At 70.5% G+C, this 21326-nt stretch carries 27 protein-coding genes; 21 read left to right on the top strand and 6 right to left on the bottom strand.

All coding sequences use genetic code 11. The features are described 5' to 3' along the window. Positions 1-23 precede the first annotated feature (23 nt). The 3 genes from L0P92_RS22275 (at position 24) to L0P92_RS22265 (ending at position 2370) form a co-directional block, all read left to right on the top strand. Positions 24-314 carry a hypothetical protein gene (locus L0P92_RS22275; protein ID WP_234764580.1) on the top strand — a complete coding sequence of 97 codons (291 nt, stop codon included), beginning with the start codon at positions 24-26 and terminating at the stop codon, positions 312-314. Positions 315-501: 187 nt separating this feature from the next. Next, the gene (locus L0P92_RS22270) at positions 502-1608 is read left to right on the top strand and encodes an amidohydrolase family protein (RefSeq protein WP_234764579.1); all 1107 of its coding nucleotides are present in this window, start codon (positions 502-504) and stop codon (positions 1606-1608) included. A gap of 18 nt (positions 1609-1626) precedes the next feature. Then, positions 1627-2370, top strand: coding sequence for a nucleotidyltransferase domain-containing protein (locus tag L0P92_RS22265; RefSeq protein ID WP_234764578.1), 744 nt, complete (start codon positions 1627-1629; stop codon positions 2368-2370). 1 nt (position 2371) lies between these two features. Here the strand turns inward: L0P92_RS22265 and L0P92_RS22260 are convergent, their stop codons facing one another. The 4 genes from L0P92_RS22260 to L0P92_RS22245 all read right to left on the bottom strand — a co-directional run bounded on the left by L0P92_RS22260 (position 2372) and on the right by L0P92_RS22245 (position 5990). Beyond that, positions 2372-3364 (bottom strand): COX15/CtaA family protein, encoded by a 993-nt coding sequence (locus L0P92_RS22260; RefSeq protein WP_234764588.1) that lies wholly within the window; start codon positions 3362-3364, stop codon positions 2372-2374. A gap of 74 nt (positions 3365-3438) precedes the next feature. Continuing rightward, complete coding sequence (locus L0P92_RS22255; protein WP_234764587.1) at positions 3439-4155, bottom strand: ABC transporter permease; 717 nt, start codon at positions 4153-4155, stop codon at positions 3439-3441. Positions 4156-4223: 68 nt separating this feature from the next. After that, the gene (locus L0P92_RS22250) at positions 4224-5147 is read right to left on the bottom strand and encodes an ABC transporter ATP-binding protein (protein WP_234764577.1); all 924 of its coding nucleotides are present in this window, start codon (positions 5145-5147) and stop codon (positions 4224-4226) included. A 45-nt stretch (positions 5148-5192) separates the two neighbouring features. Next, a complete protein-coding gene (locus tag L0P92_RS22245) occupies positions 5193-5990 on the bottom strand; it encodes an AAC(3) family N-acetyltransferase (protein WP_234764576.1) in 798 nt (265 codons plus the stop codon). Between the two features lie 161 nt (positions 5991-6151). Here L0P92_RS22245 and L0P92_RS22240 point away from each other — a divergent pair, with 161 nt between their 5' ends. The 8 genes from L0P92_RS22240 to L0P92_RS22205 all read left to right on the top strand — a co-directional run bounded on the left by L0P92_RS22240 (position 6152) and on the right by L0P92_RS22205 (position 12728). Then, positions 6152-6904 carry a helix-turn-helix transcriptional regulator gene (locus L0P92_RS22240; protein ID WP_234764575.1) on the top strand — a complete coding sequence of 251 codons (753 nt, stop codon included), beginning with the start codon at positions 6152-6154 and terminating at the stop codon, positions 6902-6904. Then, positions 6901-8325, top strand: coding sequence for a Fe-S cluster assembly protein SufB (gene sufB, locus L0P92_RS22235; RefSeq protein ID WP_062719203.1), 1425 nt, complete (start codon positions 6901-6903; stop codon positions 8323-8325). The genes L0P92_RS22240 and sufB overlap by 4 nt, the downstream gene beginning before the upstream one ends. Before the next feature lie 62 nt (positions 8326-8387). Beyond that, positions 8388-9569, top strand: coding sequence for a Fe-S cluster assembly protein SufD (sufD, locus tag L0P92_RS22230; RefSeq protein ID WP_234764574.1), 1182 nt, complete (start codon positions 8388-8390; stop codon positions 9567-9569). Next, the gene (locus tag L0P92_RS22225; protein WP_234764573.1) at positions 9569-9886 is read left to right on the top strand and encodes a non-heme iron oxygenase ferredoxin subunit; all 318 of its coding nucleotides are present in this window, start codon (positions 9569-9571) and stop codon (positions 9884-9886) included. The genes sufD and L0P92_RS22225 overlap by 1 nt, the downstream gene beginning before the upstream one ends. A gap of 7 nt (positions 9887-9893) precedes the next feature. After that, positions 9894-10658: a Fe-S cluster assembly ATPase SufC gene (gene sufC, locus L0P92_RS22220; RefSeq protein ID WP_234764572.1), complete on the top strand. Its 765-nt coding sequence runs from the start codon at positions 9894-9896 to the stop codon at positions 10656-10658. Then, positions 10655-11911, top strand: coding sequence for a cysteine desulfurase (locus L0P92_RS22215; protein WP_234764571.1), 1257 nt, complete (start codon positions 10655-10657; stop codon positions 11909-11911). Before sufC ends, L0P92_RS22215 begins: the two co-directional genes overlap by 4 nt. A 20-nt stretch (positions 11912-11931) precedes the next feature. After that, a complete protein-coding gene (gene sufU / locus L0P92_RS22210; protein ID WP_234764570.1) occupies positions 11932-12399 on the top strand; it encodes a Fe-S cluster assembly sulfur transfer protein SufU in 468 nt (155 codons plus the stop codon). Further along, positions 12396-12728 (top strand): metal-sulfur cluster assembly factor, encoded by a 333-nt coding sequence (locus tag L0P92_RS22205; protein WP_004002168.1) that lies wholly within the window; start codon positions 12396-12398, stop codon positions 12726-12728. The genes sufU and L0P92_RS22205 overlap by 4 nt, the downstream gene beginning before the upstream one ends. Before the next feature lie 108 nt (positions 12729-12836). Here L0P92_RS22205 and L0P92_RS22200 read toward each other — a convergent pair whose 3' ends face one another. Further along, positions 12837-13658 carry an AbfB domain-containing protein gene (locus L0P92_RS22200; RefSeq protein ID WP_234764569.1) on the bottom strand — a complete coding sequence of 274 codons (822 nt, stop codon included), beginning with the start codon at positions 13656-13658 and terminating at the stop codon, positions 12837-12839. A 173-nt stretch (positions 13659-13831) separates the two neighbouring features. Between L0P92_RS22200 and L0P92_RS22195 the strand changes: the two genes are divergently transcribed. From L0P92_RS22195 to L0P92_RS22170, 6 genes are all read left to right on the top strand, one after another. Beyond that, entirely contained in the window at positions 13832-14152 is a 321-nt protein-coding gene (locus L0P92_RS22195) for a DMT family transporter (RefSeq protein ID WP_234764568.1), read from the top strand. After that, on the top strand, positions 14152-14688 hold the full coding sequence (locus L0P92_RS22190; protein WP_234764567.1) for a TetR/AcrR family transcriptional regulator: 537 nt from the start codon (positions 14152-14154) through the stop codon (positions 14686-14688). The genes L0P92_RS22195 and L0P92_RS22190 overlap by 1 nt, the downstream gene beginning before the upstream one ends. 170 nt (positions 14689-14858) lie before the next feature. Further along, positions 14859-15848 (top strand): 2,3,4,5-tetrahydropyridine-2,6-dicarboxylate N-succinyltransferase, encoded by a 990-nt coding sequence (dapD, locus tag L0P92_RS22185; RefSeq protein ID WP_234764566.1) that lies wholly within the window; start codon positions 14859-14861, stop codon positions 15846-15848. 122 nt (positions 15849-15970) lie between these two features. Continuing rightward, the gene (locus L0P92_RS22180; protein ID WP_234764565.1) at positions 15971-16210 is read left to right on the top strand and encodes a hypothetical protein; all 240 of its coding nucleotides are present in this window, start codon (positions 15971-15973) and stop codon (positions 16208-16210) included. Positions 16211-16398: 188 nt separating this feature from the next. Further along, complete coding sequence (locus L0P92_RS22175) at positions 16399-16956, top strand: SigE family RNA polymerase sigma factor (RefSeq protein WP_234764564.1); 558 nt, start codon at positions 16399-16401, stop codon at positions 16954-16956. Further along, the gene (locus tag L0P92_RS22170; RefSeq protein WP_234764563.1) at positions 16953-18173 is read left to right on the top strand and encodes a YncE family protein; all 1221 of its coding nucleotides are present in this window, start codon (positions 16953-16955) and stop codon (positions 18171-18173) included. Before L0P92_RS22175 ends, L0P92_RS22170 begins: the two co-directional genes overlap by 4 nt. 81 nt (positions 18174-18254) lie before the next feature. Here L0P92_RS22170 and dapA read toward each other — a convergent pair whose 3' ends face one another. Beyond that, positions 18255-19157 (bottom strand): 4-hydroxy-tetrahydrodipicolinate synthase, encoded by a 903-nt coding sequence (gene dapA, locus L0P92_RS22165; RefSeq protein WP_234764562.1) that lies wholly within the window; start codon positions 19155-19157, stop codon positions 18255-18257. 176 nt (positions 19158-19333) lie between these two features. Here dapA and L0P92_RS22160 point away from each other — a divergent pair, with 176 nt between their 5' ends. Genes L0P92_RS22160 through L0P92_RS22145 form a run of 4 tightly spaced genes read left to right on the top strand, consistent with a single transcriptional unit; the run spans position 19334 to position 21275 of the window. After that, positions 19334-19477 (top strand): hypothetical protein, encoded by a 144-nt coding sequence (locus tag L0P92_RS22160; protein ID WP_234764561.1) that lies wholly within the window; start codon positions 19334-19336, stop codon positions 19475-19477. After that, entirely contained in the window at positions 19474-20166 is a 693-nt protein-coding gene (locus L0P92_RS22155; RefSeq protein WP_234764560.1) for a hypothetical protein, read from the top strand. The genes L0P92_RS22160 and L0P92_RS22155 overlap by 4 nt, the downstream gene beginning before the upstream one ends. A gap of 54 nt (positions 20167-20220) precedes the next feature. Then, positions 20221-20640 (top strand): phage holin family protein, encoded by a 420-nt coding sequence (locus L0P92_RS22150; RefSeq protein WP_234764559.1) that lies wholly within the window; start codon positions 20221-20223, stop codon positions 20638-20640. Continuing rightward, on the top strand, positions 20637-21275 hold the full coding sequence (locus L0P92_RS22145; RefSeq protein ID WP_234764558.1) for a DUF3618 domain-containing protein: 639 nt from the start codon (positions 20637-20639) through the stop codon (positions 21273-21275). Before L0P92_RS22150 ends, L0P92_RS22145 begins: the two co-directional genes overlap by 4 nt. The last annotated feature ends 51 nt before the right edge of the window (positions 21276-21326 follow it).

The raw sequence follows: 21326 nt of genomic DNA, 5'->3' as shown, positions 1-21326 counted from the left end.
TACCCGCGAGTAGCATCCTGGCCATGGCAGACAAGGTGGCCAAGCTGGCCAAGCAGATCAACGCCTTCGCGAAGTCCCACGGCGGCGCCGAGGCCCAGGTCGCGTACATCGGACAGCGCGGCGCCCGCATCGTGCTCGTCGGCGAGGACGGCGGCTGGGGCGACCTGGTGGCACCGACGTACGAGATCGCCGAACAGGCGGTGGAGAAGGCCGGCGTCACCCGCCACGAGTCCTTCGACGGCGAGTTCGCGGCGAAGGTGGAGACCGGCCCGTACGAGTGGAAGAGGATGGCCGGCATCCAGATCGGCGGCTGAGCAGCGCCCTGGTCTCTCAGGGGCGCGGGGCTGTGTCGATTTGCGGCTCCGCCGCGTGGGCGCGATCGGCCACAAAGCACCCGCACCCGCCGAACAACCTGAGCCACCCTCCCCCTTACGCAACACCAACTCACCGGTTCACCCGTTAGGACCTGTAGCAAACACAGTCCACCCACGGGGAGCCCGGATGATCGACACGCCGTCCCTCGTGGACCAGTACTGCCACGGGGTACTCAAAACGGAGCTGGGCCTCGGCACCTTCGAGGCCCAGCTGGCCCGCACCGAAGGCCCACCCGCCCCCGGCACCACCATCTTCGACACCCAGACCGGCTTCGCCGTACGCCGCTGGTGTCCCCCGCTGCTCGGTCTGGAACCGCACTGCCCACCCGCCCGCTACCTCGCCCGCCGTCGTGAACTCGGCGTACTGGAGGCCGGCCGGCGTCTGCTGCGGGGCAGCGGCATCACGACGTACCTGATCGACACCGGCCTGCCCGGCGACCTCACCGGCCCCCCGGAGATGGCGTCCACCGCGTCCGCCGAGGTCCACGAGATCGTGCGGCTCGAACTCCTCGCCGAACAGGTCGCCGACACCTCAGGCACGGTCGAGTCCTTCCTGGCCAACCTCGCCGAGTCGGTGCACGGCGCCGCGGCGAACGCGGTGGCCTTCACCTCCGTGGCGGGCGTACGACACGGGCTCGCGCTCGCGCCCGAACCGCCCGGGCCGGGAGAGGTACGCGGCGCGGCGGGGCGCTGGCTGGCGGCGCGCAGGGTCGGCGGTGAACTGAGCGACCCGGTGCTGCTCCGGCATCTGCTGTGGATCGCGGTGGCGTCGGGACTGCCGTTGCAACTGCACGCGGGGCTGGGGGAGCCGGGGCTGCGCATCGACCGTACGGACCCGGTGCTGCTCACGGACTTCGTCCGCGCCACGGCCGGTCTCGGCACCGACCTGGTCCTGCTGCACGGCTACCCGTACCACCGGCACGCCGCCCATCTCGCAGGCGTCTTCCCGCACGTCTACGCCGACTCGGGCGCCGCCCTCATCCGCACCGGCGCCCGCGCGGCCACGATCCTCGCCGAGATCCTCGAACTGGCCCCCTTCGGCAAGATCCTCTTCTCCAGCGGCGCGCAGGGCCTGCCCGAGCTGCACGTGGTCGGCGCCCGGCTCTTCCGCGAGGCCCTCGCCAGGGTGCTCGGCGGCTGGGTCGCGGAGGGGGCGTGGTCCCTGGGGGACGCGCAGCGGGTCGCGGGAATGGTGGCGGCGGGCAACGCCAGACGGGTGTACGGGGTGGAGTGAGTTGTACAGACTGGGCGGATGCCGACCGACGCCTTACTCGACCGCTTCCTTCACGAACTGACCTCCCTGGATCCCGTCGCCGTCTGGGCGCACGGCTCGCTCGCCGGCGGTGACTACCAGGAGGGCCGCAGCGACCTGGACCTGATCGCCGTACTCGAAGGGCCGCTGACGCCCCGCACTCTCTGGCGGGTGGCGAAGCTCCACGCCAGGCTGCGGTCCGAGCCGCTCGCGGCGCAGCTGCACTGCACGTACCTGACGCCGGACACGATGGACGACGCCGACCGGCGCCACCTCACCTGGGCGCACCAGGAGCTCTACAAACGGACGGTGAGCCCGGTGACCCGGCGTGAGCTGCACGCCTTCGGCCGGGTGCTGCACGGCCGGGCGCCCGCCGGTCTGCTGCCGCCGGTGCCGGACCGGGAGCTCGCCGACTTCGTCGTACGCGATCAACGGGACTACTGGCGCCCGGCCGTCGACAACGCACCGCTGTGGACCCGCGACGTGTGGGTCGCCCTGGGGACGATCACCTTCGCCCGGGCGAGCGTGACCCTGCGCGACGGCCGGCTGATCTCCAAGCGTGAGGCACTGGACCTGCTGCCCGGCCTCGGGGCACCCGCCGAGGTCGTGGAGGACATCCGCAGACGCCGCTACGACGACTGCGCGCCGCCACCGCCGAGCGAGGCGTGGGCGGCGCGCAGGGCCGAGCTGACGCGGGCCTACCTGGGACCGGCGATCGACGAGCTGGTTTCGGCGTACGGCTGAGTCACGCGCGCGTGCCGACCGCCGCCTCGGCCGTCGGGGCCGGGATCTCGGACTCGTCGAACGGCCGTTCCCGCAGCGCGAGCGTCACCCGCAGCACCGCGATCCAGGTCACGGCGGAGCCGAACATGTGCAGGCCGACCAGGATCTCCGGGAGGTCCGTGAAGTACTGGACATAGCCGATGACGCCCTGGGCGAGGAGGATCAGGAAGAGGTCGCGGGTGCGGTTCAGCGGGCCCTTCGGGGCGTCGACCGCCTTGAGGACGAACCACAGGGCGAAGGTCAGCGTGACCACGATCCAGGCCAGCACGGCATGCAGCTTGGTGACGTTCTCCCAGTCCAGCGGCATCCGCTCGACCTCGCTGGAGTCGCCCGCGTGCGGTCCGGCGCCGGTCACCACCGTGCCGACCAGGATCAGCAGCACCGAGGCCCCGACCAGGACCCACACCAGCTGCTGCACCGCCTTGCCGACCAGCGGACGCGGCGGCGCGTCGCCCTCCCGGGTGCGCTGCCACATCACGGTGGCGACCGCGATCAGGGCGGACGTCGCCACGAAGTGGGCCGCGACCGTGTACGGGTTGAGGCCGACCAGGACGACGATGCCGCCGAGCACCGCGTTGCTCATCACGATCCAGAACTGCGCCCAGCCCAGCCGGGTCAGACCGCGCCGGTAGGGCTTCTCGGAGCGCGCGGCGATGATCGCCCAGCCGACGGCGGCGCACAGGACGTACGTCAGCATGCGGTTGCCGAACTCGATGGCGCCGTGCAGGCCCATCTCGCTGGTCGCGGTGAGCGAGTCGTCGGTGCACTTGGGCCAGGTCGGGCAGCCGAGCCCGGACCCGGTGAGCCGCACCGCGCCACCGGTGACCACGATGACCACCGACATCACGAGTGCGGCGAGGGCCGCCCGTTGGACCGTCCTCGGGGTCGGGGTCCAGCGTGCGGCGATGAAGGCGAGCGGGTTGCGCACGGCCGCTACGGCGTCGGCGCGGGTCAGCTTTGGCACGCGCCCTATCGTAGGCGGCCGCTTGTGCACGCTTTCACGAGGGTCCCGCTCGCCCGCCGGCCGGGCTACTCCCAGCGGAACCAGCGCCCGGCCGCCGCCAGCCCGGCGACCGCCCACACGGCCAGGATCCCCAGGTCTCCCCAGGGCATCCCGGCCCCGTGCTGGAGCACGTCGCGCAGTCCGTCGGAGAGCGCGGAGATGGGCAGCAGACCGAGGACGTCCTGGGCGCCGGAGGGGAACTTCTCCAGCGGCACGATCACGCCGCCGCCGACGAGCAGCAGCAGGAAGACCAGGTTGGCGGCGGCCAGGGTGGCCTCGGCCTTGAGCGTGCCGGCCATCAGCAGACCGAGCCCGGAGAAGGCGGCCGTCCCCAGGACCAGCAGCAGTACGACAGCCGCGGGGTTGCCGTGCGGCGACCAGCCCAGCGCGAAGGCGATCACCGTCAGCAGGGCGATCTGGAGGACCTCGGTGACCAGCACCGACGCCGTCTTCGCCGTCATCAGGGCCCAGCGCGGCAGCGGCGAGGACGCCAGCCGCTTCAGCACGCCGTACCGGCGTTCGAAGCCCGTGGCGATGGCCTGCCCGGTGAACGCCGTCGACATCACGGCGAGCGCGAGGATGCCGGGGGCCAGGAAGTCCACGGCCTCGCCGGAGCCCGTGTCGACGATGTCCACCGAGCTGAACAGGACCAGCAGCAGAGTGGGGATCACCACGGTCAGCAGCAGCTGCTCGCCGTTGCGCAGCAGCATCTTCGTCTCCAGGGCCGCCTGCGCCGCGATCATGCGGGGGAGGGGGGCGGCTCCCGGCTTCGGGGCGTACGTACCCGTATCGGTGCCTGTGCCTACGGCGGTCACGCGCGCAGCTCCTTACCGGTGAGCTCCAGGAAGACGTCTTCGAGGGTGTGCCGCTCGACCGAGATCCGGTCCGGCATCACCCCGTGCTGCGCACACCACGACGTCACCGTCGCGAGCAGCTGCGGGTCGACCTTGCCGACGACCCGGTACGAGCCCGGTGTCAGCTCGGCGGCCGTGCAGTCGGCGGGCAGGGCCTTGAGCAGGGACCCCACGTCGAGGCCGGGGCGGCCGGTGAAGCGCAGGGTGTTCTCGGCGCCGCCGCGGCACAGCTCCTCGGGAGAGCCCTGGGCGATGACGCGGCCGGCGTCGATGATCGCGACGTCGTCGGCGAGCTGCTCGGCCTCGTCCATGTAGTGGGTGGTGAGAATCACGGAGACGCCGTCGGAGCGCAGGTCCCGGATCAGGTCCCAGGTGGCCCGGCGGGCCTGCGGGTCGAGTCCGGCGGTGGGCTCGTCGAGGAACACCAGCTCCGGGCGGCCGACCACGGCCATGGCGAGCGCGAGCCGCTGCTGCTGGCCGCCGGAGAGGCGGCGGTACGTGGTCCGGCCGCAGCTGTCCAGTCCGAGCCGCGTGATGAGGGCGTCGACGTCCAGGGGATGCGCGTGCAGCTTGGCGACATGGCGCAGCATCTCGTCGGCCCGCGCGCCCGAGTAGACGCCGCCGGACTGGAGCATCACGCCGATCCGGGGCCGCAGCTCGCCGGACTGTCTCACCGGGTCGAGCCCCAGGACGCGCACCGTGCCGGAGTCCGGCTTCCGGTATCCCTCGCAGGTCTCGACGGTCGTGGTCTTGCCCGCGCCATTGGGCCCGAGTACGGCGGTGACACCGGCCCGGGCCACCAGGTCGAGGCCGTCCACCGCGGTTTTGCCGCCGTACCGCTTCACCAGGGCCTGGACCTGGACCACGGGCTCAGTTCGCATGGCTCCAGAGTCTAGGTAGGCCCGAGGTCCCCCGAACGGCCGGGTTCACATCTCCTCCTCGCGGGACCGGTGCGTCCCCAGCCACCGCTGCGCGTACGCCACCGCCTCCGCCACCGGGAACAGCCGTACGTCGGCCGCGCCCACCTTCCCGCGCACGACCGGACGGTCCCGCTCGAAGTCGTGCCCCAGCTCGTCGAACCGCTCCGAGCTGATCGACACCTCGGTCACCACCTCCCACCCCACGGGCCCCGGCCACCCCACCTTCACCAACGGCGCCGGGATCCGGTACTCGGCCAGGTGGAAGCTCGTGCACGCGTCGTAGCCGGCGCCGAGCAGCAGCACGCGCGCGTGGAGCTTCTCCAGTCGGGCCAGCGGGCTGCGCTCACCGAGCCGGCAGTCGACGGCGTGGCCGTCCAGGACTTCGGCCGCGCGCGGGCCGACGGCGGCGAACGAGGTCTGGGGGTGCGCGCTGCGCAGGGCTCCGGGCCAGGTCCGCACGGTTTCGGGGATGACGCCGACCCCGCGCGTGGGCGTGACCAGGGGGTCGTACGCGGGCATCGTGGCCCGGATCGCCTCCCACCACTCCTCGGGCACGGGCGGGTTTCCCCACACCGCCGGGTCGGAGAGATCGCCGCTCTGAGTGGGGACGACCAGTGTGCCGTCCGGGCCGAGGGCGTCTAGCAGACCTTGGACGACCGCGACGGGACCTCCGCAGACCCAGCCGAGCGAGCTCAGCGAGGAGTGCACGAGGAGGGTTTCACCGCTTCGGACGCCCAGCTCGCACAACTGCTCGGCAAGGGTGCTCCGGGTGACAAGAGGGCCGGTCGGAGGGGGTGTGGGCATGGTTCCGGAGTGTTCCGGACGAGGCCGTGCGGCGCCAGCGATTTGATCGATCAAAGATCGTTTCCGCAGGTCAGATTAGGTATGCCTAAGTGACGCAGCGCACCGTCGAGGCGGGCGGACGTGGCTTGCCCGGTCCTGAGGAATTACGCAACAATGGCGTTGTGAAAAACGTCGGCGAGGCTCGGGAGACCCCCACGGGGGCCCCTCAGGAGGAGCTCGCGACCGGGGAGCGTTCGACGCGCAACCGGGTCGCGCGGTCCATCCTGGACCACGGGCCGTCGACCGTCGCCGAGCTGGCGGGCCGGCTGGGGCTCACCCAGGCCGCCGTTCGACGGCATCTGGACGCGCTGGTCGCGGACGATGTCGTGGAGGCCAGGGAACAGCGGGTGTACGGCACACGCACGCGTGGCCGTCCCGCCAAGGTCTTCGCGCTCACCGACTGCGGCCGCGACGCCTTCGACCAGTCGTACGACAAGCTCGCCGTGGACGCCCTGAAGTGGATCGCCGAGCGCGAGGGCGGGAGCGAGGCGGTCGCCGCCTTCGCCCGGGCCCGGATCGCCGCCCAGGCGAGCGCGTACCGCAAGGCGATCGAGGCCGTCAGCCCGGACGAGCGCACCGAAGCCCTGGCCAAGGCCTTGAGCGCCGACGGGTACGCTGCTACGGCGCGCAGCGCACCCCTCCCTCAAAAAGGCGAGCAGCTCTGCCAGCACCACTGCCCGGTCGCCCATGTCGCGGAGCAGTTCCCCCAGCTGTGCGAGGCGGAGACGGAGATCTTCGCCGAGCTGCTCGGAACTCACGTCCAGCGACTGGCGACCATCGCACACGGCGACGGCGTCTGCACGACGTTCATCCCCAAGATTTCCCACACCACCCATAACGCACCTGCAAGCACGGCCGGGAGGAACCCCGCATGACTCTCCCCATCGAGGAGACTGCCCACCCTGAGCTCGAGGGTCTGGGCAAGTACGAATACGGCTGGGCCGACTCCGACGAAGCCGGCGCCTCTGCGAAGCGTGGTCTGAGCGAGGACGTCGTCCGTGACATCTCCGCGAAGAAGAACGAGCCGGACTGGATGACCAAGCTCCGTCTCAAGGGTCTGCGGCTGTTCGACAAGAAGCCCATGCCGAACTGGGGCTCGGACCTGTCCGGCATCGACTTCGACAACATCAAGTACTTCGTGCGTTCCACGGAGAAGCAGGCGGAGTCCTGGGAGGACCTGCCCGAGGACATCAAGAACACGTACGACAAGCTCGGCATCCCCGAGGCGGAGAAGCAGCGCCTCGTCGCCGGTGTCGCGGCCCAGTACGAGTCCGAGGTCGTCTACCACCAGATCCGCGAGGACCTGGAGGAGCAGGGCGTCATCTTCCTGGACACCGACACGGCCCTGAAGGAGCACCCGGAGCTCTTCAAGGAGTACTTCGGCACCGTCATCCCGGTCGGCGACAACAAGTTCGCGTCGCTGAACACCGCCGTGTGGTCGGGCGGCTCCTTCATCTACGTCCCGCCGGGCGTGCACGTCGAGATCCCGCTCCAGGCCTACTTCCGCATCAACACGGAGAACATGGGCCAGTTCGAGCGGACGCTGATCATCGTCGACGAGGGTGCCTACGTGCACTACGTCGAGGGTTGCACGGCCCCGATCTACAAGTCGGACTCGCTGCACTCCGCGGTCGTCGAGATCATCGTCAAGAAGAACGCCCGCTGCCGCTACACGACCATCCAGAACTGGTCGAACAACGTCTACAACCTGGTCACCAAGCGCGCCGTCGCCTACGAGGGCGCGACCATGGAGTGGATCGACGGCAACATCGGCTCCAAGGTGACGATGAAGTACCCGGCCGTCTACCTGATGGGCGAGCACGCCAAGGGCGAGACCCTCTCCATCGCCTTCGCGGGCGAGGGCCAGCACCAGGACGCCGGCTCCAAGATGGTCCACATGGCGCCGAACACCTCCTCCAACATCGTGTCGAAGTCGGTGGCGCGTGGTGGCGGCCGTACCTCGTACCGCGGTCTGGTCGAGATCGGAGAGGGCGCCCACGGCTCGAAGTCCAACGTGCTGTGCGACGCGCTGCTCGTCGACACCATCTCCCGCTCCGACACGTACCCCTACGTGGACGTCCGCGAGGACGACGTGTCCATGGGCCACGAGGCGACCGTCTCCAAGGTCTCCGAGGACCAGCTCTTCTACCTGATGAGCCGCGGTCTGAGCGAGTTCGAGGCGATGGCGATGATCGTGCGCGGCTTCGTCGAGCCGATCGCCAAGGAACTGCCCATGGAGTACGCCCTCGAGCTCAACCGGCTGATCGAGCTGCAGATGGAAGGCGCGGTCGGTTAAGACCGGTCCCCGCACAAGCAGCTAGCGAAATCTGACGTAGGAAAGAGAGCAGACCGACAGCCATGGCTGAGGCTCAGAACATCCCCGTGGGCTCCACCACCGCGGGCCAGATCGCGGTGGCCGCCGAGTCGACCGTCGCCACGCGCATGAGCGCGCCCCCGTCCTTCGACGTGGCGGACTTCCCGGTCCCGCACGGCCGCGAGGAGGAGTGGCGGTTCACCCCGCTGGAGCGCCTGCGCGGGCTGCACGACGGCACTGCCGTGGCGACCGGCGACGGCCTCCAGGTCACCGTCGAGGCCCCCGAGGGCGTCACCGTCGAGACCGTCGGCCGTGACGACGCCCGCCTCGGCAAGGCGGGCACGCCCGTGGACCGCGTCGCCGCCCAGGCGTACTCGGCGTTCGAGAAGGCCGGTGTGATCACCGTCCCCAAGGAGACGGTCCTCACCGAGCCGATCCGCATCGCCGTCCGCGGCGAGGGTGGGGTCGCCTACGGCCACCAGGTCGTGGAGCTCGGAGCCTTCGCCGAGGCCGTCGTCGTCATCGACCACACCGGTGACGCGGTGCTCGCCGCCAACGTCGACTACATCCTGGGCGACGGCGCCAAGCTCACCGTCGTCTCCGTCCAGGACTGGGACGACAAGGCCGTGCACGTGGGCCAGCACAACGCGCTGATCGGCCGGGACGCCACCTTCAAGTCGTTCGTGGTCACCTTCGGCGGCGACCTCGTACGCCTGCACCCGCGCGTCGCCTACGCCGGCACCGGCGGCGAGGCCGAGCTGTTCGGCCTCTATTTCACGGACGCCGGCCAGCACCAGGAGCACCGCCTCCTGGTCGACCACAACACCCCGCACTGCAAGTCGAACGTCGCCTACAAGGGCGCGCTCCAGGGCGACGACGCGCACGCGGTGTGGATCGGCGACGTGCTGATCGAGGCCAAGGCCGAGGGCACGGACACGTACGAGATGAACCGCAACCTGGTTCTGACCGACGGCGCCCGCGTCGACTCCGTGCCGAACCTGGAGATCGAGACCGGCGAGATCGTCGGCGCCGGACACGCCTCGGCCACCGGCCGCTTCGACGACGAGCAGCTCTTCTACCTGATGGCCCGCGGCATCCCGGCCGACGAGGCCCGTCGCCTGGTCGTCCGCGGCTTCTTCGCCGAGCTCGTCCAGCAGATCGGCGTCGACGACATCGAAGAGCGCCTCCTCGTGAAGATCGACGAGGAGCTGGAGGCCACGGTCTGATGGCTTTCGTACGCGCCTGTGGGCTGAGCGAGCTGGAGGAGGACACCCCCAAGCGGGTGGAACTCGACGGCACGCCGGTCTCGGTCGTGCAGACCGAGGGCGAGGTGTTCGCCATCTACGACATCTGCTCCCACGCGAACGTCTCGCTCTCCGAGGGCGAGGTGGAGGACTGCCAGATCGAGTGCTGGCTGCACGGCTCCAGCTTCGACCTCCGCACCGGCAAGCCGTCCGGCCTCCCCGCGACGCGCCCCGTCCCCGTATACCCCGTAAAGATCGAAGGGGACGACGTGCTCGTCTCCCTCAACCAGGAGTCCTGAGGCACCCATGGCAACGCTTGAAATCCGAGACCTGCGCGTCACCGTCGAGGCCGACAACGCCACGAAGGAAATCCTCAAGGGCGTCGACCTCACCGTGAAGCAGGGCGAGACGCACGCCATCATGGGCCCCAACGGCTCGGGCAAGTCGACCCTCGCCTACTCGCTGGCGGGTCACCCGAAGTACACGATCACCGGCGGCTCCGTCACCCTCGACGGCGAGGACGTCCTGGAGATGTCCGTCGACGAGCGCGCCCGCGCGGGCCTGTTCCTGGCGATGCAGTACCCCGTCGAGGTCCCCGGCGTCTCCGTCTCCAACTTCCTGCGCACCTCCGCCACCGCCATCCGCGGCGAGGCCCCCAAGCTGCGCACCTGGGTGAAGGAGGTCAAGGAGGCCATGGAGCGCCTCAACATGGACCCCTCCTTCGCCGAGCGCAACGTCAACGAGGGCTTCTCCGGCGGTGAGAAGAAGCGCCACGAGATCCTTCAGCTGGAGCTGCTCAAGCCGAAGATCGCGATCCTCGACGAGACCGACTCCGGTCTGGACGTCGACGCCCTGCGCGTCGTCTCCGAGGGCGTGAACCGGGTCCGTGAGAGCGGCGAGGTCGGCACCCTGCTGATCACGCACTACACGCGCATCCTGCGCTACATCAAGCCCGACCACGTCCACGTCTTCGCGGCCGGCCGTATCGCCGAGTCCGGCGGAGCGGAGCTCGCGGACCAGCTCGAGGCCGAGGGCTACGACAAGTACGTGAAGGGTGGCGCATCCGCGTGACACAGCTGCCGGGCCTCCTCGACACCGAGGCGCTCCGCAAGGACTTCCCGATCCTGGACCGCGTCGTCCACGACGGCAAGAAGCTCGTGTACCTGGACAACGCGGCGACCTCGCAGACGCCGCGCCAGGTGCTCGACGTGCTCTCCGAGTACTACGAGCAGCACAACGCCAACGTCCACCGTGGCGTGCACGTCCTCGCCGAGGAGGCCACGGCGCTGTACGAGGGCGCGCGCGACAAGGTCGCGGAGTTCATCAACGCGCCCTCGCGCGACGAGGTGATCTTCACCAAGAACGCCTCCGAGTCGCTGAACCTCGTGGCCAACATGCTCGGCTGGGCCGACGAGCCCTACCGGGTGGACCACGAGACCGAGATCGTCATCACGGAGATGGAGCACCACTCCAACATCGTGCCGTGGCAGCTGCTCGCGCAGCGCACGGGCGCGAAGCTGAAGTGGTTCGGCCTCACCGACGACGGCCGTCTCGACCTGTCCAACATCGACGAGATCATCACCGAGAAGACGAAGATCGTCTCCTTCGTGCTGGTGTCGAACATCCTGGGCACGCTCAACCCGGTCGAGGCGATAGTGCGCCGTGCGCAGGAGGTCGGCGCGCTGGTCTGCATCGACGCCTCGCAGGCCGCGCCCCACATGCCGCTGGACGTGCAGTCGCTCCAGGCCGACTTCGTGGCCTTCACCGGCCACAAGATGTGCGGCCCGACCGGCATCGGCGTCCTCTGGGGCCGCCAGGAGCTGCTGGAGGACCTGCCTCCGTTCCTCGGCGGCGGCGAGATGATCGAGACCGTGTCGATGCACTCCTCGACCTACGCTCCCGCTCCGCACAAGTTCGAGGCGGGCACGCCCCCGATCTCCCAGGCGATCGGTCTGGGCGCGGCGATCGACTACCTCAACTCGATCGGCATGGACAAGATCCTCGCCCATGAGCACGCCCTCACCGAGTACGCGGTGAAGCGGCTCGGCGAGGTCCCGGACCTGCGCATCATCGGCCCGACGACGGCCGAGGACCGCGGCGCCGCGATCTCCTTCACGCTCGGCGACATCCACCCGCACGACGTGGGCCAGGTCCTCGACGAGCAGGGCATCGCGGTCCGGGTCGGCCACCACTGCGCCCGCCCGGTCTGCCTGCGCTACGGAATTCCTGCGACCACGCGAGCGTCGTTCTATCTGTACTCCACGCCGGCCGAGATCGACGCTCTGGTGGACGGCCTGGAGCACGTACGGAACTTCTTCGGCTGACGGGACGGGACGAGCGACGCATGAAGCTGGATTCGATGTACCAGGAAGTCATCCTGGACCACTACAAGAACCCGCACGGGCGGGGCTTGCGGGATGGCGACGCCGAGGTGCACCACGTGAACCCGACGTGCGGCGACGAGATCACCCTGCGTGTGAAGTACGACGGTACGAAGATCGAGGACGTCTCGTACGAGGGCCAGGGCTGTTCCATCAGCCAGGCGAGCGCGTCCGTACTGAACGAGCTCCTCGTCGGCAAGGACCTCTCCGACGCGCAGAGGATCCAGGAGACCTTCCTGGAGCTGATGCAGTCCAAGGGGAAGATCGAGCCGGACGACGCGATGGAGGAGGTCCTGGAGGACGCGGTCGCGTTCGCCGGGGTCTCCAAGTACCCGGCCCGGGTCAAGTGCGCCCTCCTGAGCTGGATGGCGTGGAAGGACGCGACGGCCCAGGTGCTGGGCGGAGCCGACGCCGAAAGGAAGACGGCATGAGTGACACCGTGGAGATGAAGCCGGCCTCGGAGGAGGAGCTCCGCGAGGCCCTGATGGACGTCGTCGACCCCGAGCTGGGCATCGACGTCGTCAACCTCGGCCTGATCTACGGCATCCACGTCGACGACTCGAACGTGGCCACGGTCGACATGACCCTCACGTCGGCGGCCTGCCCGCTGACGGACGTCATCGAGGACCAGGCCAAGTCCGCCACGGACGGTCTCGTCAGCGAGCTGCGCATCAACTGGGTGTGGATGCCGCCGTGGGGCCCGGACAAGATCACGGACGACGGCCGCGAGCAGCTTCGGGCGCTCGGGTTCAACGTCTGAGCACACGTGAAAGCGGCGGCACCTTCCGGGTGCCGCCGCTTTTGTGTGCGCCTTTTGTGTGCGGCCTTTCGTGTGCGCCCTTTTGTGCGCGCCGGTCTTCCCGGGCGCTCAGGCCAGCCCGCCCACCAGCCGGAACGACGAATCCGCCAGGTACAGGGAGCTGTACTCGAAGCGTTCGAGGCGGACGACGAAGTTCTTGTGGCGGAGGAAGTAGCCGGGGTAGTTGACCGACTCCAGCATGACCGCGCCGGAGTAGGACGAGCCCCGGGGACAGAAGGTGGCGTCCCGCCCGAACACGGCGGAACCGTCGCTCCGTTCGGGGCGCAGGACGAAGTTGCGGTGGCGGAGGTAGCTGCCGTTCTGCGTGACGAAGGAGTAGCAGGAGGGGTCGGCGAGGCCCTTGACCTGCTGGAAGGTGGAGTCCTCACGGGACTCGGAGCCGCGGACCGGGTCCAGGGCCACATAGCCGCCGCTCGCGTGCCAGTAACGGTCGGGATAGTTGACCGAGCGGACGGAACGCCAGGTGGTGGCCGGCGGCTTCGGGTCGGCGGTCGGTGAACTTCCCTCACGGGGCGCCGACTTGGACGGCTTCGGCGCGGGCTCGGGGGAGCCGGCGTCCTGCTGGCGGGGCGCCCTGCTGGTCGGCTTCTCCGTCGCCAGGCCGCTCTTGCCCTCCGGGGGAGTCTCCGACGGCGTGGCGAAGGAGATCAGGCCGGGGACCGACGCGGTGTCGGCGGCCGGCGCCGAACGTGACTCGCCGTCAGGCGCCCGCTCCGTCACGACGATCGCCGTGGCGCACGCGACGATCGTCGCCACCGCCATCATGCCCGCCAGCCACAGACGGCGCGTTCCCGGCGCCCGCGAGGTGTCCGGGGCCCAGCCGTTCTCCCAAGGTTGGTCCTGAGGCGGCCGGGGCTTGTTTTCTGGCATGCGCTGTTCCTCCAGCGGCGGCACGCGACGACCGCCGCGGCTGCGAAGGCCCGGTATGTGAACGGTGAAACACTAGTGGGTGCAGGGGCGTTGGAGTAGCTGTTTGGAATGAGCCGTATCCACATCGGAGCCTTTGTGTACGGCCGTACGCAGCGTTGTGTACGCTCGTACGCATGGGATACCTGCTGCTCGCCGGAGCCATAGCGGCCGAGGTGGCCGCCACGACGGCCATGAAGTACAGCGACGGTTTCAGCAGGCTGTGGCCGTCACTGCTGACCGCCGTCGGATACGTCGTCTCCTTCACGCTGCTCGCCCAGACGCTGAAGTCCGTCTCCGTGGGCACGGCGTACGCGATCTGGGCCGGCGTCGGCACCGCGGCCATCGCCACCATCGGGATCCTGTTCCTGGGGGAGGGGATGACCGTCGTCAAGGCCGCGGGCATCGCGTTGATCATCGCCGGCGTGGTCGTACTGAACCTGGGCGGTGCGCACTGATGGCCCGGCGCTACGACCCCGAGCGACGGCAGCGGATCATCGACGCGGCGATCCGGGTGGTCGGGGAGAAGGGCATCGCCGGGCTGAGCCACCGCACCGTGGCCGCCGAGGCGGACGTGCCGCTCGGCTCGACCACGTACCACTTCAAGACCCTCGACGATCTGCTGGTCGCCGCTCTGCGGCAGGCGAACGAGGGTTTCGCCAAGGTGATCGCCTCGCGCGGCGCCCTGGAGGATCCCGACACCGACCTGGCCGCCGAGCTCGCCGGGTGGATGGGCGAGTGGCTCGCGGGCGACCGCACCGGCGTGGAACTCGAATACGAGCTCTATCTCGCCGCCCTGCGCCGTCCCGCCCTGCGTCCGGTCGCCGCCGAGTGGGCACGGGACCTCGCCGACCGTCTGTCCCGGCGTACGGACGCGGTCACGGCGCGGGCGCTGGTGGCGCTGCTGGACGGGATCTGTCTGCAGGTGCTGCTCACGGAGGTGCCGTATGACGAGGAGTACGCGCGGGAGGTGCTGGCGCGGGTCATTCCGTGACCGCCGTCGGTTCCTCGCCCCCGCTGGGGCTGCCGCCCCGGACCCCGCTGTCGGCCCTTCGGGCCTCGTCCTCAAACCCCGGACGGGCTGAGTGGTGGCGTACCGCCCGGCACGTGAGACGCGTGGCCGCCGGTTCGCCCGTGGCGTGGGCCTCACGTTAGGTTGCCCTTATGACCGACACGACTGCTCCTCGTACCACCGGCGCCGTGGCCGCCGGCCTCGCCACGATCGCCGCCGACGGCACCGTTCTCGACACCTGGTTCCCCGCGCCCGAGCTCGTCGCCGAGCCCGGTCCCTCCGGCAGCGAGCGGCTGTCCGCCGAGCAGGCCGCGGAGCTGCTGGGCGGCGGCGCCACCGCGGCGATCGGGCCGGACGCCCGCCGGGGCGTCGAGGTCGTCGCGGTCCGCACGGTCATCGCCTCCCTCGACGCGAAGCCGATCGACGCGCACGACGTCTACCTGCGCCTCCACCTGCTCTCCCACCGCCTGGTCAAGCCGCACGGCCTGAGCCTGGAGGGCCAGTTCGGCTTCCTCGCCAACGTCGCCTGGACCTCCCTCGGTCCGGTCGCCGTCGACGACATCGAGAAGGTCCGCCTGAACGCCCGCGCCGAGGGCCTGCACCTCCAGGTGACCTCGGTCGACAAGTTCCCGCGCATGACGGACTACGTCGCTCCCAAGGGCGTCCGCATCGCCGACGCCGACCGGGTCCGTCTCGGCGCCCACCTCGCCGAGGGCACCACTGTCATGCACGAGGGCTTCGTCAACTTCAACGCCGGCACCCTCGGCACGTCCATGGTCGAGGGCCGTATCTCGGCCGGCGTCGTGATCGGCGACGGTTCCGACATCGGCGGCGGTGCCTCGACGATGGGCACCCTCTCCGGCGGCGGCAACGTCATCATCTCCATCGGCGAGCGCTGCCTGATCGGCGCCGAGGCGGGCGTCGGCATCGCCCTCGGCGACGAGTGCGTCGTCGAGGCCGGCCTCTACGTCACCGCCGGCACCCGCGTCACCATGCCCGATGGCCAGATCATCAAGGCCCGCGAACTCTCCGGCGCCTCCAACATCCTCTTCCGCCGCAACTCGGTCACCGGCACGGTCGAGGCCCGCCCGAACAACGCGGTGTGGGGCGGGCTGAACGAGATCCTGCACAGCCACAACTGACCCTCTCGCCGACACCCCCACCCCCACGTACGGGTTACTCCACGTGACCTCCCCCCGCTCCAGGCAGATGAACGGTTGGACGCAGTTTCCGATCACACGTCGAACCGACGAGATGAGGGCCGATGACGGGTCGAGTGAAGACGAGGGTGTGGGGTAGGGCCGTGCTCCGGGTGGTGGTGGGGGTGTTGGCCGTGGGGGCGGTGTGCTGGTTGCCGGCCGGTAGTGCGTATGCCGACGAGACCAATACGGGCTCGCACAACGGTCCGCGGATCGGGCTGGTCAACGTCGGGCAGGTGGACGATCCGATGGAGGATGTGCTGGAGCACTTCCTGCTCTTCGGTGACGGGTACAAGTGGGGTTGATCGGCCGGCGGCCGTCGGGCGTCAGTCGTACAGCACGGGTCGGGGCCCGTACCGCACAGGATGCGGTACGGGCCCCGGCCTGTTTCCTGATTATTTTCTGTGGGGCGGCATAGCGGCCGGCCGCCGCACGCGTCATCAGGAGTAGCAGAGGCGGGCGCCGGGCCGGCCCGGGGGAAGAGAAGGTGACGATGGATGCCGAAGCGCAGGACAGGTTTCGCGAGTTCGTGGAGAACCGGTCGTCCGCGCTGTTGAGGACCGCGGTGCTGCTGAGCGGCGGCGACCGGCATGCCGCCGAGGACCTTCTGCAGAACGCCCTGGTCAAGGCGGCCGACCGCTGGCACCGCATCGACGAGCCCGAGGCGTATGTACGGCAGATCCTCTACCGGCAGCAGATCAGCCGCTGGAGGCTGAAGTGGCGCCGGCGCGAGCTCACCGTCGCCGAGCCGCCCGAGACCGGCGCGAGCCCGGACGCCGCGCCCGACGCGGAGCTGCGGCTGCTGATGCGTGGCGCGCTGGCCCGGCTGACGGCGCGGCAACGGATGGTGCTGGTGCTGCGCTACTTCGAGGACCTGCCGGAGGCCGACGTGGCCCGCGTCCTGGGCTGCTCCGTGGGCACCGTACGGTCCACCACCCACCGTTCGCTCGCCCGGCTGCGCGCCCTCGCCCCCGAGCTGGCGGCCCTGGGCCCGGCCGAGATCGAGTCGCAGCCGTCCCGTGACTTCTCGCCCGTGGAGGTGCGACCGTGAACGTCGATGAACTCGTGCGTGACTCCCTGCGGGAGTTGGCCGACGAACAGACGTCGGCCGGACCGGGGTTCGCCGACCGGGTCCTGGTGGTGCGCAGGCGCCGGCGCACCCGGCGGATCGCCTCCGTCGCCGCGGCCACGGCCGCCGTCGTCGCCATCGGCGTCGCGGTGCCGCTGCTGGACTCCGGCAAGGAGGACGTACGGCCCGCGGACGTCGTACAGAAGAGCAAGGACGTCGCGCACCCGGACCAGTCGCCGCCGCGCGACCTGATCTCGGCCGGGAACACGGTGCTGGCCGCGTACTACGTCCCCCGGACCGTCAAGCACTCCGCAAACCGGGCCGAACGTGTCCGCGACTACTGGCTGCTGGACCAGAAGACGGAGAAATACGTGAAGACCACCAAGTGGTCCTACGTCGCCGTCGCCCCCGGCATGAAGACCGCCGCCGTGCTGGAGCGGAACCTGCCCGCGTCGCGGATCGGCATGCTCGACCTGGCCACCGGCAAGGTCGCGCGGTGGATCGAGGTCGACCACGACGTCGCCGGACTGTCGTTCTCGCGCGACGGCCTGAAGCTGGTCGCGACGACCTACGGCGGGAACCCGGACCAGCTGGTCAAGACGGAGGGCTCCGACTTCTGGGACCAGCAGCAGCCGTCGACCCGTACCGGCTTCTACGTCCTCGACACGGTCTCCGGCCAGGGCTCCTGGAGCGAGGTGAAGCTCACGAGCGACCCGAACGACCCGATGGGCGACAGCTTCATCAACGCCCGCCAGGATTTCGCCCTCAGCCCCGACGGCAGGCATGTCTGGGCCGGCAACCCCATGGGGGACATCGGCAAGCAGTTCTACGACCTCAGCGGCGCCGAGGTCGAGGTACCGGCGAACCAGAAGCACCTGGAGTGGTACGTCGACGCGTGGCAGTCGCCCAGCGGCCGGCTGGTCGCCGGTGGCTTCGCGGGCAAGAAGTGGAAGACGTCCTCCTGGGTCGTCGACGCCCGCACCGGCCGGCAGACCGAGGTGCACGGGCAGCAGCTGCTCGCCTGGGTCGACGACTCGTCGCTGATCGCCTGGGACATCGCGCCGAACGGCAAGAACGAGTTCCATCAGCGGCTCGTGAAGGTCACCATCGGCAGCGACAAGACCGTCCCCCTCAGCGGCTTCCGCAAGGGCAACGACGGTGACGCCGGACGCTGGGAGCCCGTCTTCGCCGAGCGCTGAGCAGATCGGACGCTCAGCCGTCCGAGCGCTCGGACGACCGGACGCTGACCGGGGAACGGCCCTGACCAAGCCGGGCCCTGATCAGCCGGTGACGAACTCCTGGTACACCGCCAGCAGCCTGTCGACCGCCTCGCGGCCGGCGGGCCGCAGCGGTGCCCGGACGGGACCCGCCGGCAGGCCCAGCTCATGGAGCAGGGCCTTGGTGGTGACCGTGCCGGGCAGCCCCGCCGACATCATCGACTCGATGAGCGGCGTGGCGCGTTGTTGGAGGCGGGCGGACACGGGGGTGTCGCCCGCCTCGAACACATCCAGTACGGCCCGGAGCCGGGCCGGGACGACATTGGCGACCGTGCTGATGTACCCGGCGCCCCCCACCGCGTACAGCGCCAGATTGTGCTCGTCGCACCCCGCGTAGTACGCCAACTCCGTGCGCGCCAGCACCTTCTGGGCGCCGAGGAAGTCGTAGGAGCAGTCCTTCACCGCCACGATCCGGGGGTGCTCGGCGAGCCGGATCAGCGTCTCCGGCTCGATCCTGGTGCCGGTGCGGCCCGGGATGTCGTACAGCACGAGGGGCAGTCCGGCCGCGTCCGCGACCTCGCGGAAGTGCGCCTCGACGGCGTCCTGCGGGGGCCTGCTGTAGTACGGCGCGACCACCAGCAGGCCGTCGGCGCCCGCCTTCTCGGCCGCCAGGGCCAGCTCGACGGTGTGCCGGGTGTCGAAGGTGCCGACGCCCGCGACGACCGACGCCCGGTCGCCCACCGCCTCCCGGACGGCCCTGATCAGCTCCGCCTTCTCCGCGTCCGTCGTGGTCGGCGACTCGCCCGTCGTCCCGGAGAGCACCAGCCCGTCACAGCCCTCGTCCACCAGCCACGCGGCGAGCCGCTGCGCCCCGTCCGGATCGAGCGCGCCGGCCTCGGTGAAGGGCGTGATCATGGCGCAGAGGGCACGGCCGAAGGGCGGGGCGGGGGAGGGCGTCGTCGTCATGGCAGTAGTGTCGGCACGATGACCGTGAAGCTCTACTTAATTCTTCTACGAGGTATTCATAAGGATTGCTGCGAGATGGAGGGTGATCAGGGCCGGTCGTAGGCCCTATGTCCAATTCGGGCGTCATGGGTCACCATGGCCAGGACGGTCAACGACCCCTGGTCATGGGAGGCGTCATGAAGCTCGGCAAGGCACTCGCCACCGGCGTCGCGGAAGAGCGGCCGCAGGACCACGACGCGGAACTCGAACTCGCCGAGGAGATCACCGAGGCCGGGACCGTCGAGGCGACGGCGCCCGAAGAGGTCCCGGTCGCCCGATGAGGCTGCGGCTTCCGGAGGAACGCCCGACGGAGCCGCCGACCGGATACAAGATCGCCCACCCGATGCTGTCCCAGGACGGCAGCGGGGCCGCCTTCACCGGTGTGTCGCTGGGCGGCGCGCTGCCGTACGGAGTCCTGGCCGACGCGTCCTGCGTGTACGGGCTGCGGCACCGCGCGCCGAGCCGCCGCTGCGACTGCGGCTTCCACTGCGTGCACGACCGCACGGCGGCCGAGGCGCTGCTGTGCACGGCCGAGCACCGGGCGGCCGTACTGCTCGAAGTCACCGTGCTGGGCCGGTACATCCGCTTCGAGCGCGGCTTCCGCTACGCCCGTCAGCGGGTGCGGACCGCCACGGTCGGACCGTGCGCCTGCGGTACGGTCGCCGCCGCGCTCGCCGACGCCGGCTGGGGCCGCCCCGGATGGAAGGCCCTCGCCCCTTCCTGCGCGGGCTGCCTGCGCGGCCGTACGTCCGTCTCGCTCGCCGGGTTCGCCCGGCTCGCGGGGGAGGGGCTGCGGGTGGTGGCCGGGCAGGGGACGTCCGTGGCGGTCGCCGGCCTCGCGGCGGCCGGTGAGCTCGGCGTGCCCGAACTCACCGCCGAGGCCGCGCTGTTGCAGGCCCGCCTCGACTGGTTCCAGACCCAGCTGGCCCGGCTGGGCGAGCGCGGACCGGGCGGCGGCCGGCAGGGATAGCGGGGGGTACGGCGGGTACCCGGGGTGTTCCGAACCGAGAGGAGGCGGAACACCATGACCGGGTCCATGGCCCCCGAGCGTCCGCGCGACGAGCATCGCTCGGTGAGCGAACTCGTAGGACAGGCCGGCGAACAGCTCTCCCGGCTCGTACGGCAGGAAGTCGCCCTCGCCAGGGAGGAGCTGGCCGAGAAGGGCCGGCGCGCCGGTCGCGGCGGCGGCCTGCTGGGTACGGCGGGCGCCGTCGCGTACGCCGGTCTGCTGTTCCTGGCCGCGGCGGCCACCGCCGCGCTCTCGCTGACGCTGCCCGTGTGGGCCGCGGCGCTGATCGTGACGGGGGCACTGTTCGCCCTCGCCGCCCTGCTGGCCGCGACCGGCCGTGCCCAGCTGCGGCGCGCCGCCCCTCCCACACCCGAGGAGGCTCTCGGCAGCGTCAGGGCCGATGTCGAGGAGATGAAGGGAAGGGCGCACCGATGAGTGACAAGAAGGCGGGGGCGACGGGCGGCGGGGAGGCCGCGAAGAAGGGCACCGCCAAAGCCGCTGCCGCGGGGAAGGCCGCGGCCAAGAAGGCGGGCGGCGGGGCCAAGGGTCCCGAGGAACTGCGCCGCCAGATCGAGCGGACGCGCGGCGAACTCGGCGACACCGTAGGGGAGTTGGCGGGGAAGGCCGACGTGAAGGGTCGGGCCGTGGCCCGCGCCGCCGACCTGAAGGACAAGGCGGGCGCGATGACCGTACAACTGCGCGGCAGCGCGGCCCAGGCGGGTCACTTGGTGCAGGACCGGGCGACCCGAGCCGGGCACGCCGTGCAGGACGGAGCGGCCAAGGCGGGGCACGTCGTGCAGGACCGGGCGGCGCAGGCAGGGCACGCCGTGCAGGACAGGGCGGCCAAGGCAGGGCACGTCGTGCAGGACCGGGCGAGCCGGACCGGCCACACCGTCCAGGACAAGGCGACCCACGCGGGCCATGTCGTCGAGCACAGCGTGCCGCGCCCCGTCCGCACCGTCGTACAGGCCGGCCTGCGGCATCCGCGGCCGGTGCTGGTCGTCGGGGCGGTGGTGGGAGCGGTCGTCGCGACGCGGGTGCTGCGCAGGCGGGGGCGTGGGTCCTCCTGACCCGGGTCTGCCTGAACGGGTCTGGGGCTGCCGCCCCAGACCCCGGACCCC

It is taken from the genome of Streptomyces muensis, from assembly GCF_021474425.1.
GTDB classification, from domain to species: domain Bacteria; phylum Actinomycetota; class Actinomycetes; order Streptomycetales; family Streptomycetaceae; genus Streptomyces; species Streptomyces muensis.
Note: the sequence above shows the minus strand (reverse complement) of the source record. Positions and strands in the feature narration are given on the sequence as shown.

Coding starts and splice junctions, on each gene's coding strand:
- L0P92_RS22275 (WP_234764580.1), top strand. CDS start 24: ATGGCAGACAAGGTGGCCAAGCTGGCCAAGCAGATCAACGCCTTCGCG.
- L0P92_RS22270 (WP_234764579.1), top strand. CDS start 502: ATGATCGACACGCCGTCCCTCGTGGACCAGTACTGCCACGGGGTACTC.
- L0P92_RS22265 (WP_234764578.1), top strand. CDS start 1,627: ATGCCGACCGACGCCTTACTCGACCGCTTCCTTCACGAACTGACCTCC.
- L0P92_RS22255 (WP_234764587.1), bottom strand. CDS start 4,155: ATGATCGCGGCGCAGGCGGCCCTGGAGACGAAGATGCTGCTGCGCAAC.
- L0P92_RS22250 (WP_234764577.1), bottom strand. CDS start 5,147: ATGCGAACTGAGCCCGTGGTCCAGGTCCAGGCCCTGGTGAAGCGGTAC.
- L0P92_RS22245 (WP_234764576.1), bottom strand. CDS start 5,990: ATGCCCACACCCCCTCCGACCGGCCCTCTTGTCACCCGGAGCACCCTT.
- sufB (WP_062719203.1), top strand. CDS start 6,901: ATGACTCTCCCCATCGAGGAGACTGCCCACCCTGAGCTCGAGGGTCTG.
- sufD (WP_234764574.1), top strand. CDS start 8,388: ATGGCTGAGGCTCAGAACATCCCCGTGGGCTCCACCACCGCGGGCCAG.
- L0P92_RS22225 (WP_234764573.1), top strand. CDS start 9,569: ATGGCTTTCGTACGCGCCTGTGGGCTGAGCGAGCTGGAGGAGGACACC.
- sufC (WP_234764572.1), top strand. CDS start 9,894: ATGGCAACGCTTGAAATCCGAGACCTGCGCGTCACCGTCGAGGCCGAC.
- sufU (WP_234764570.1), top strand. CDS start 11,932: ATGAAGCTGGATTCGATGTACCAGGAAGTCATCCTGGACCACTACAAG.
- L0P92_RS22205 (WP_004002168.1), top strand. CDS start 12,396: ATGAGTGACACCGTGGAGATGAAGCCGGCCTCGGAGGAGGAGCTCCGC.
- L0P92_RS22200 (WP_234764569.1), bottom strand. CDS start 13,658: ATGCCAGAAAACAAGCCCCGGCCGCCTCAGGACCAACCTTGGGAGAAC.
- L0P92_RS22195 (WP_234764568.1), top strand. CDS start 13,832: ATGGGATACCTGCTGCTCGCCGGAGCCATAGCGGCCGAGGTGGCCGCC.
- L0P92_RS22190 (WP_234764567.1), top strand. CDS start 14,152: ATGGCCCGGCGCTACGACCCCGAGCGACGGCAGCGGATCATCGACGCG.
- dapD (WP_234764566.1), top strand. CDS start 14,859: ATGACCGACACGACTGCTCCTCGTACCACCGGCGCCGTGGCCGCCGGC.
- L0P92_RS22180 (WP_234764565.1), top strand. CDS start 15,971: ATGACGGGTCGAGTGAAGACGAGGGTGTGGGGTAGGGCCGTGCTCCGG.
- L0P92_RS22175 (WP_234764564.1), top strand. CDS start 16,399: ATGGATGCCGAAGCGCAGGACAGGTTTCGCGAGTTCGTGGAGAACCGG.
- dapA (WP_234764562.1), bottom strand. CDS start 19,157: ATGACGACGACGCCCTCCCCCGCCCCGCCCTTCGGCCGTGCCCTCTGC.
- L0P92_RS22160 (WP_234764561.1), top strand. CDS start 19,334: ATGAAGCTCGGCAAGGCACTCGCCACCGGCGTCGCGGAAGAGCGGCCG.
- L0P92_RS22155 (WP_234764560.1), top strand. CDS start 19,474: ATGAGGCTGCGGCTTCCGGAGGAACGCCCGACGGAGCCGCCGACCGGA.
- L0P92_RS22150 (WP_234764559.1), top strand. CDS start 20,221: ATGACCGGGTCCATGGCCCCCGAGCGTCCGCGCGACGAGCATCGCTCG.
- L0P92_RS22145 (WP_234764558.1), top strand. CDS start 20,637: ATGAGTGACAAGAAGGCGGGGGCGACGGGCGGCGGGGAGGCCGCGAAG.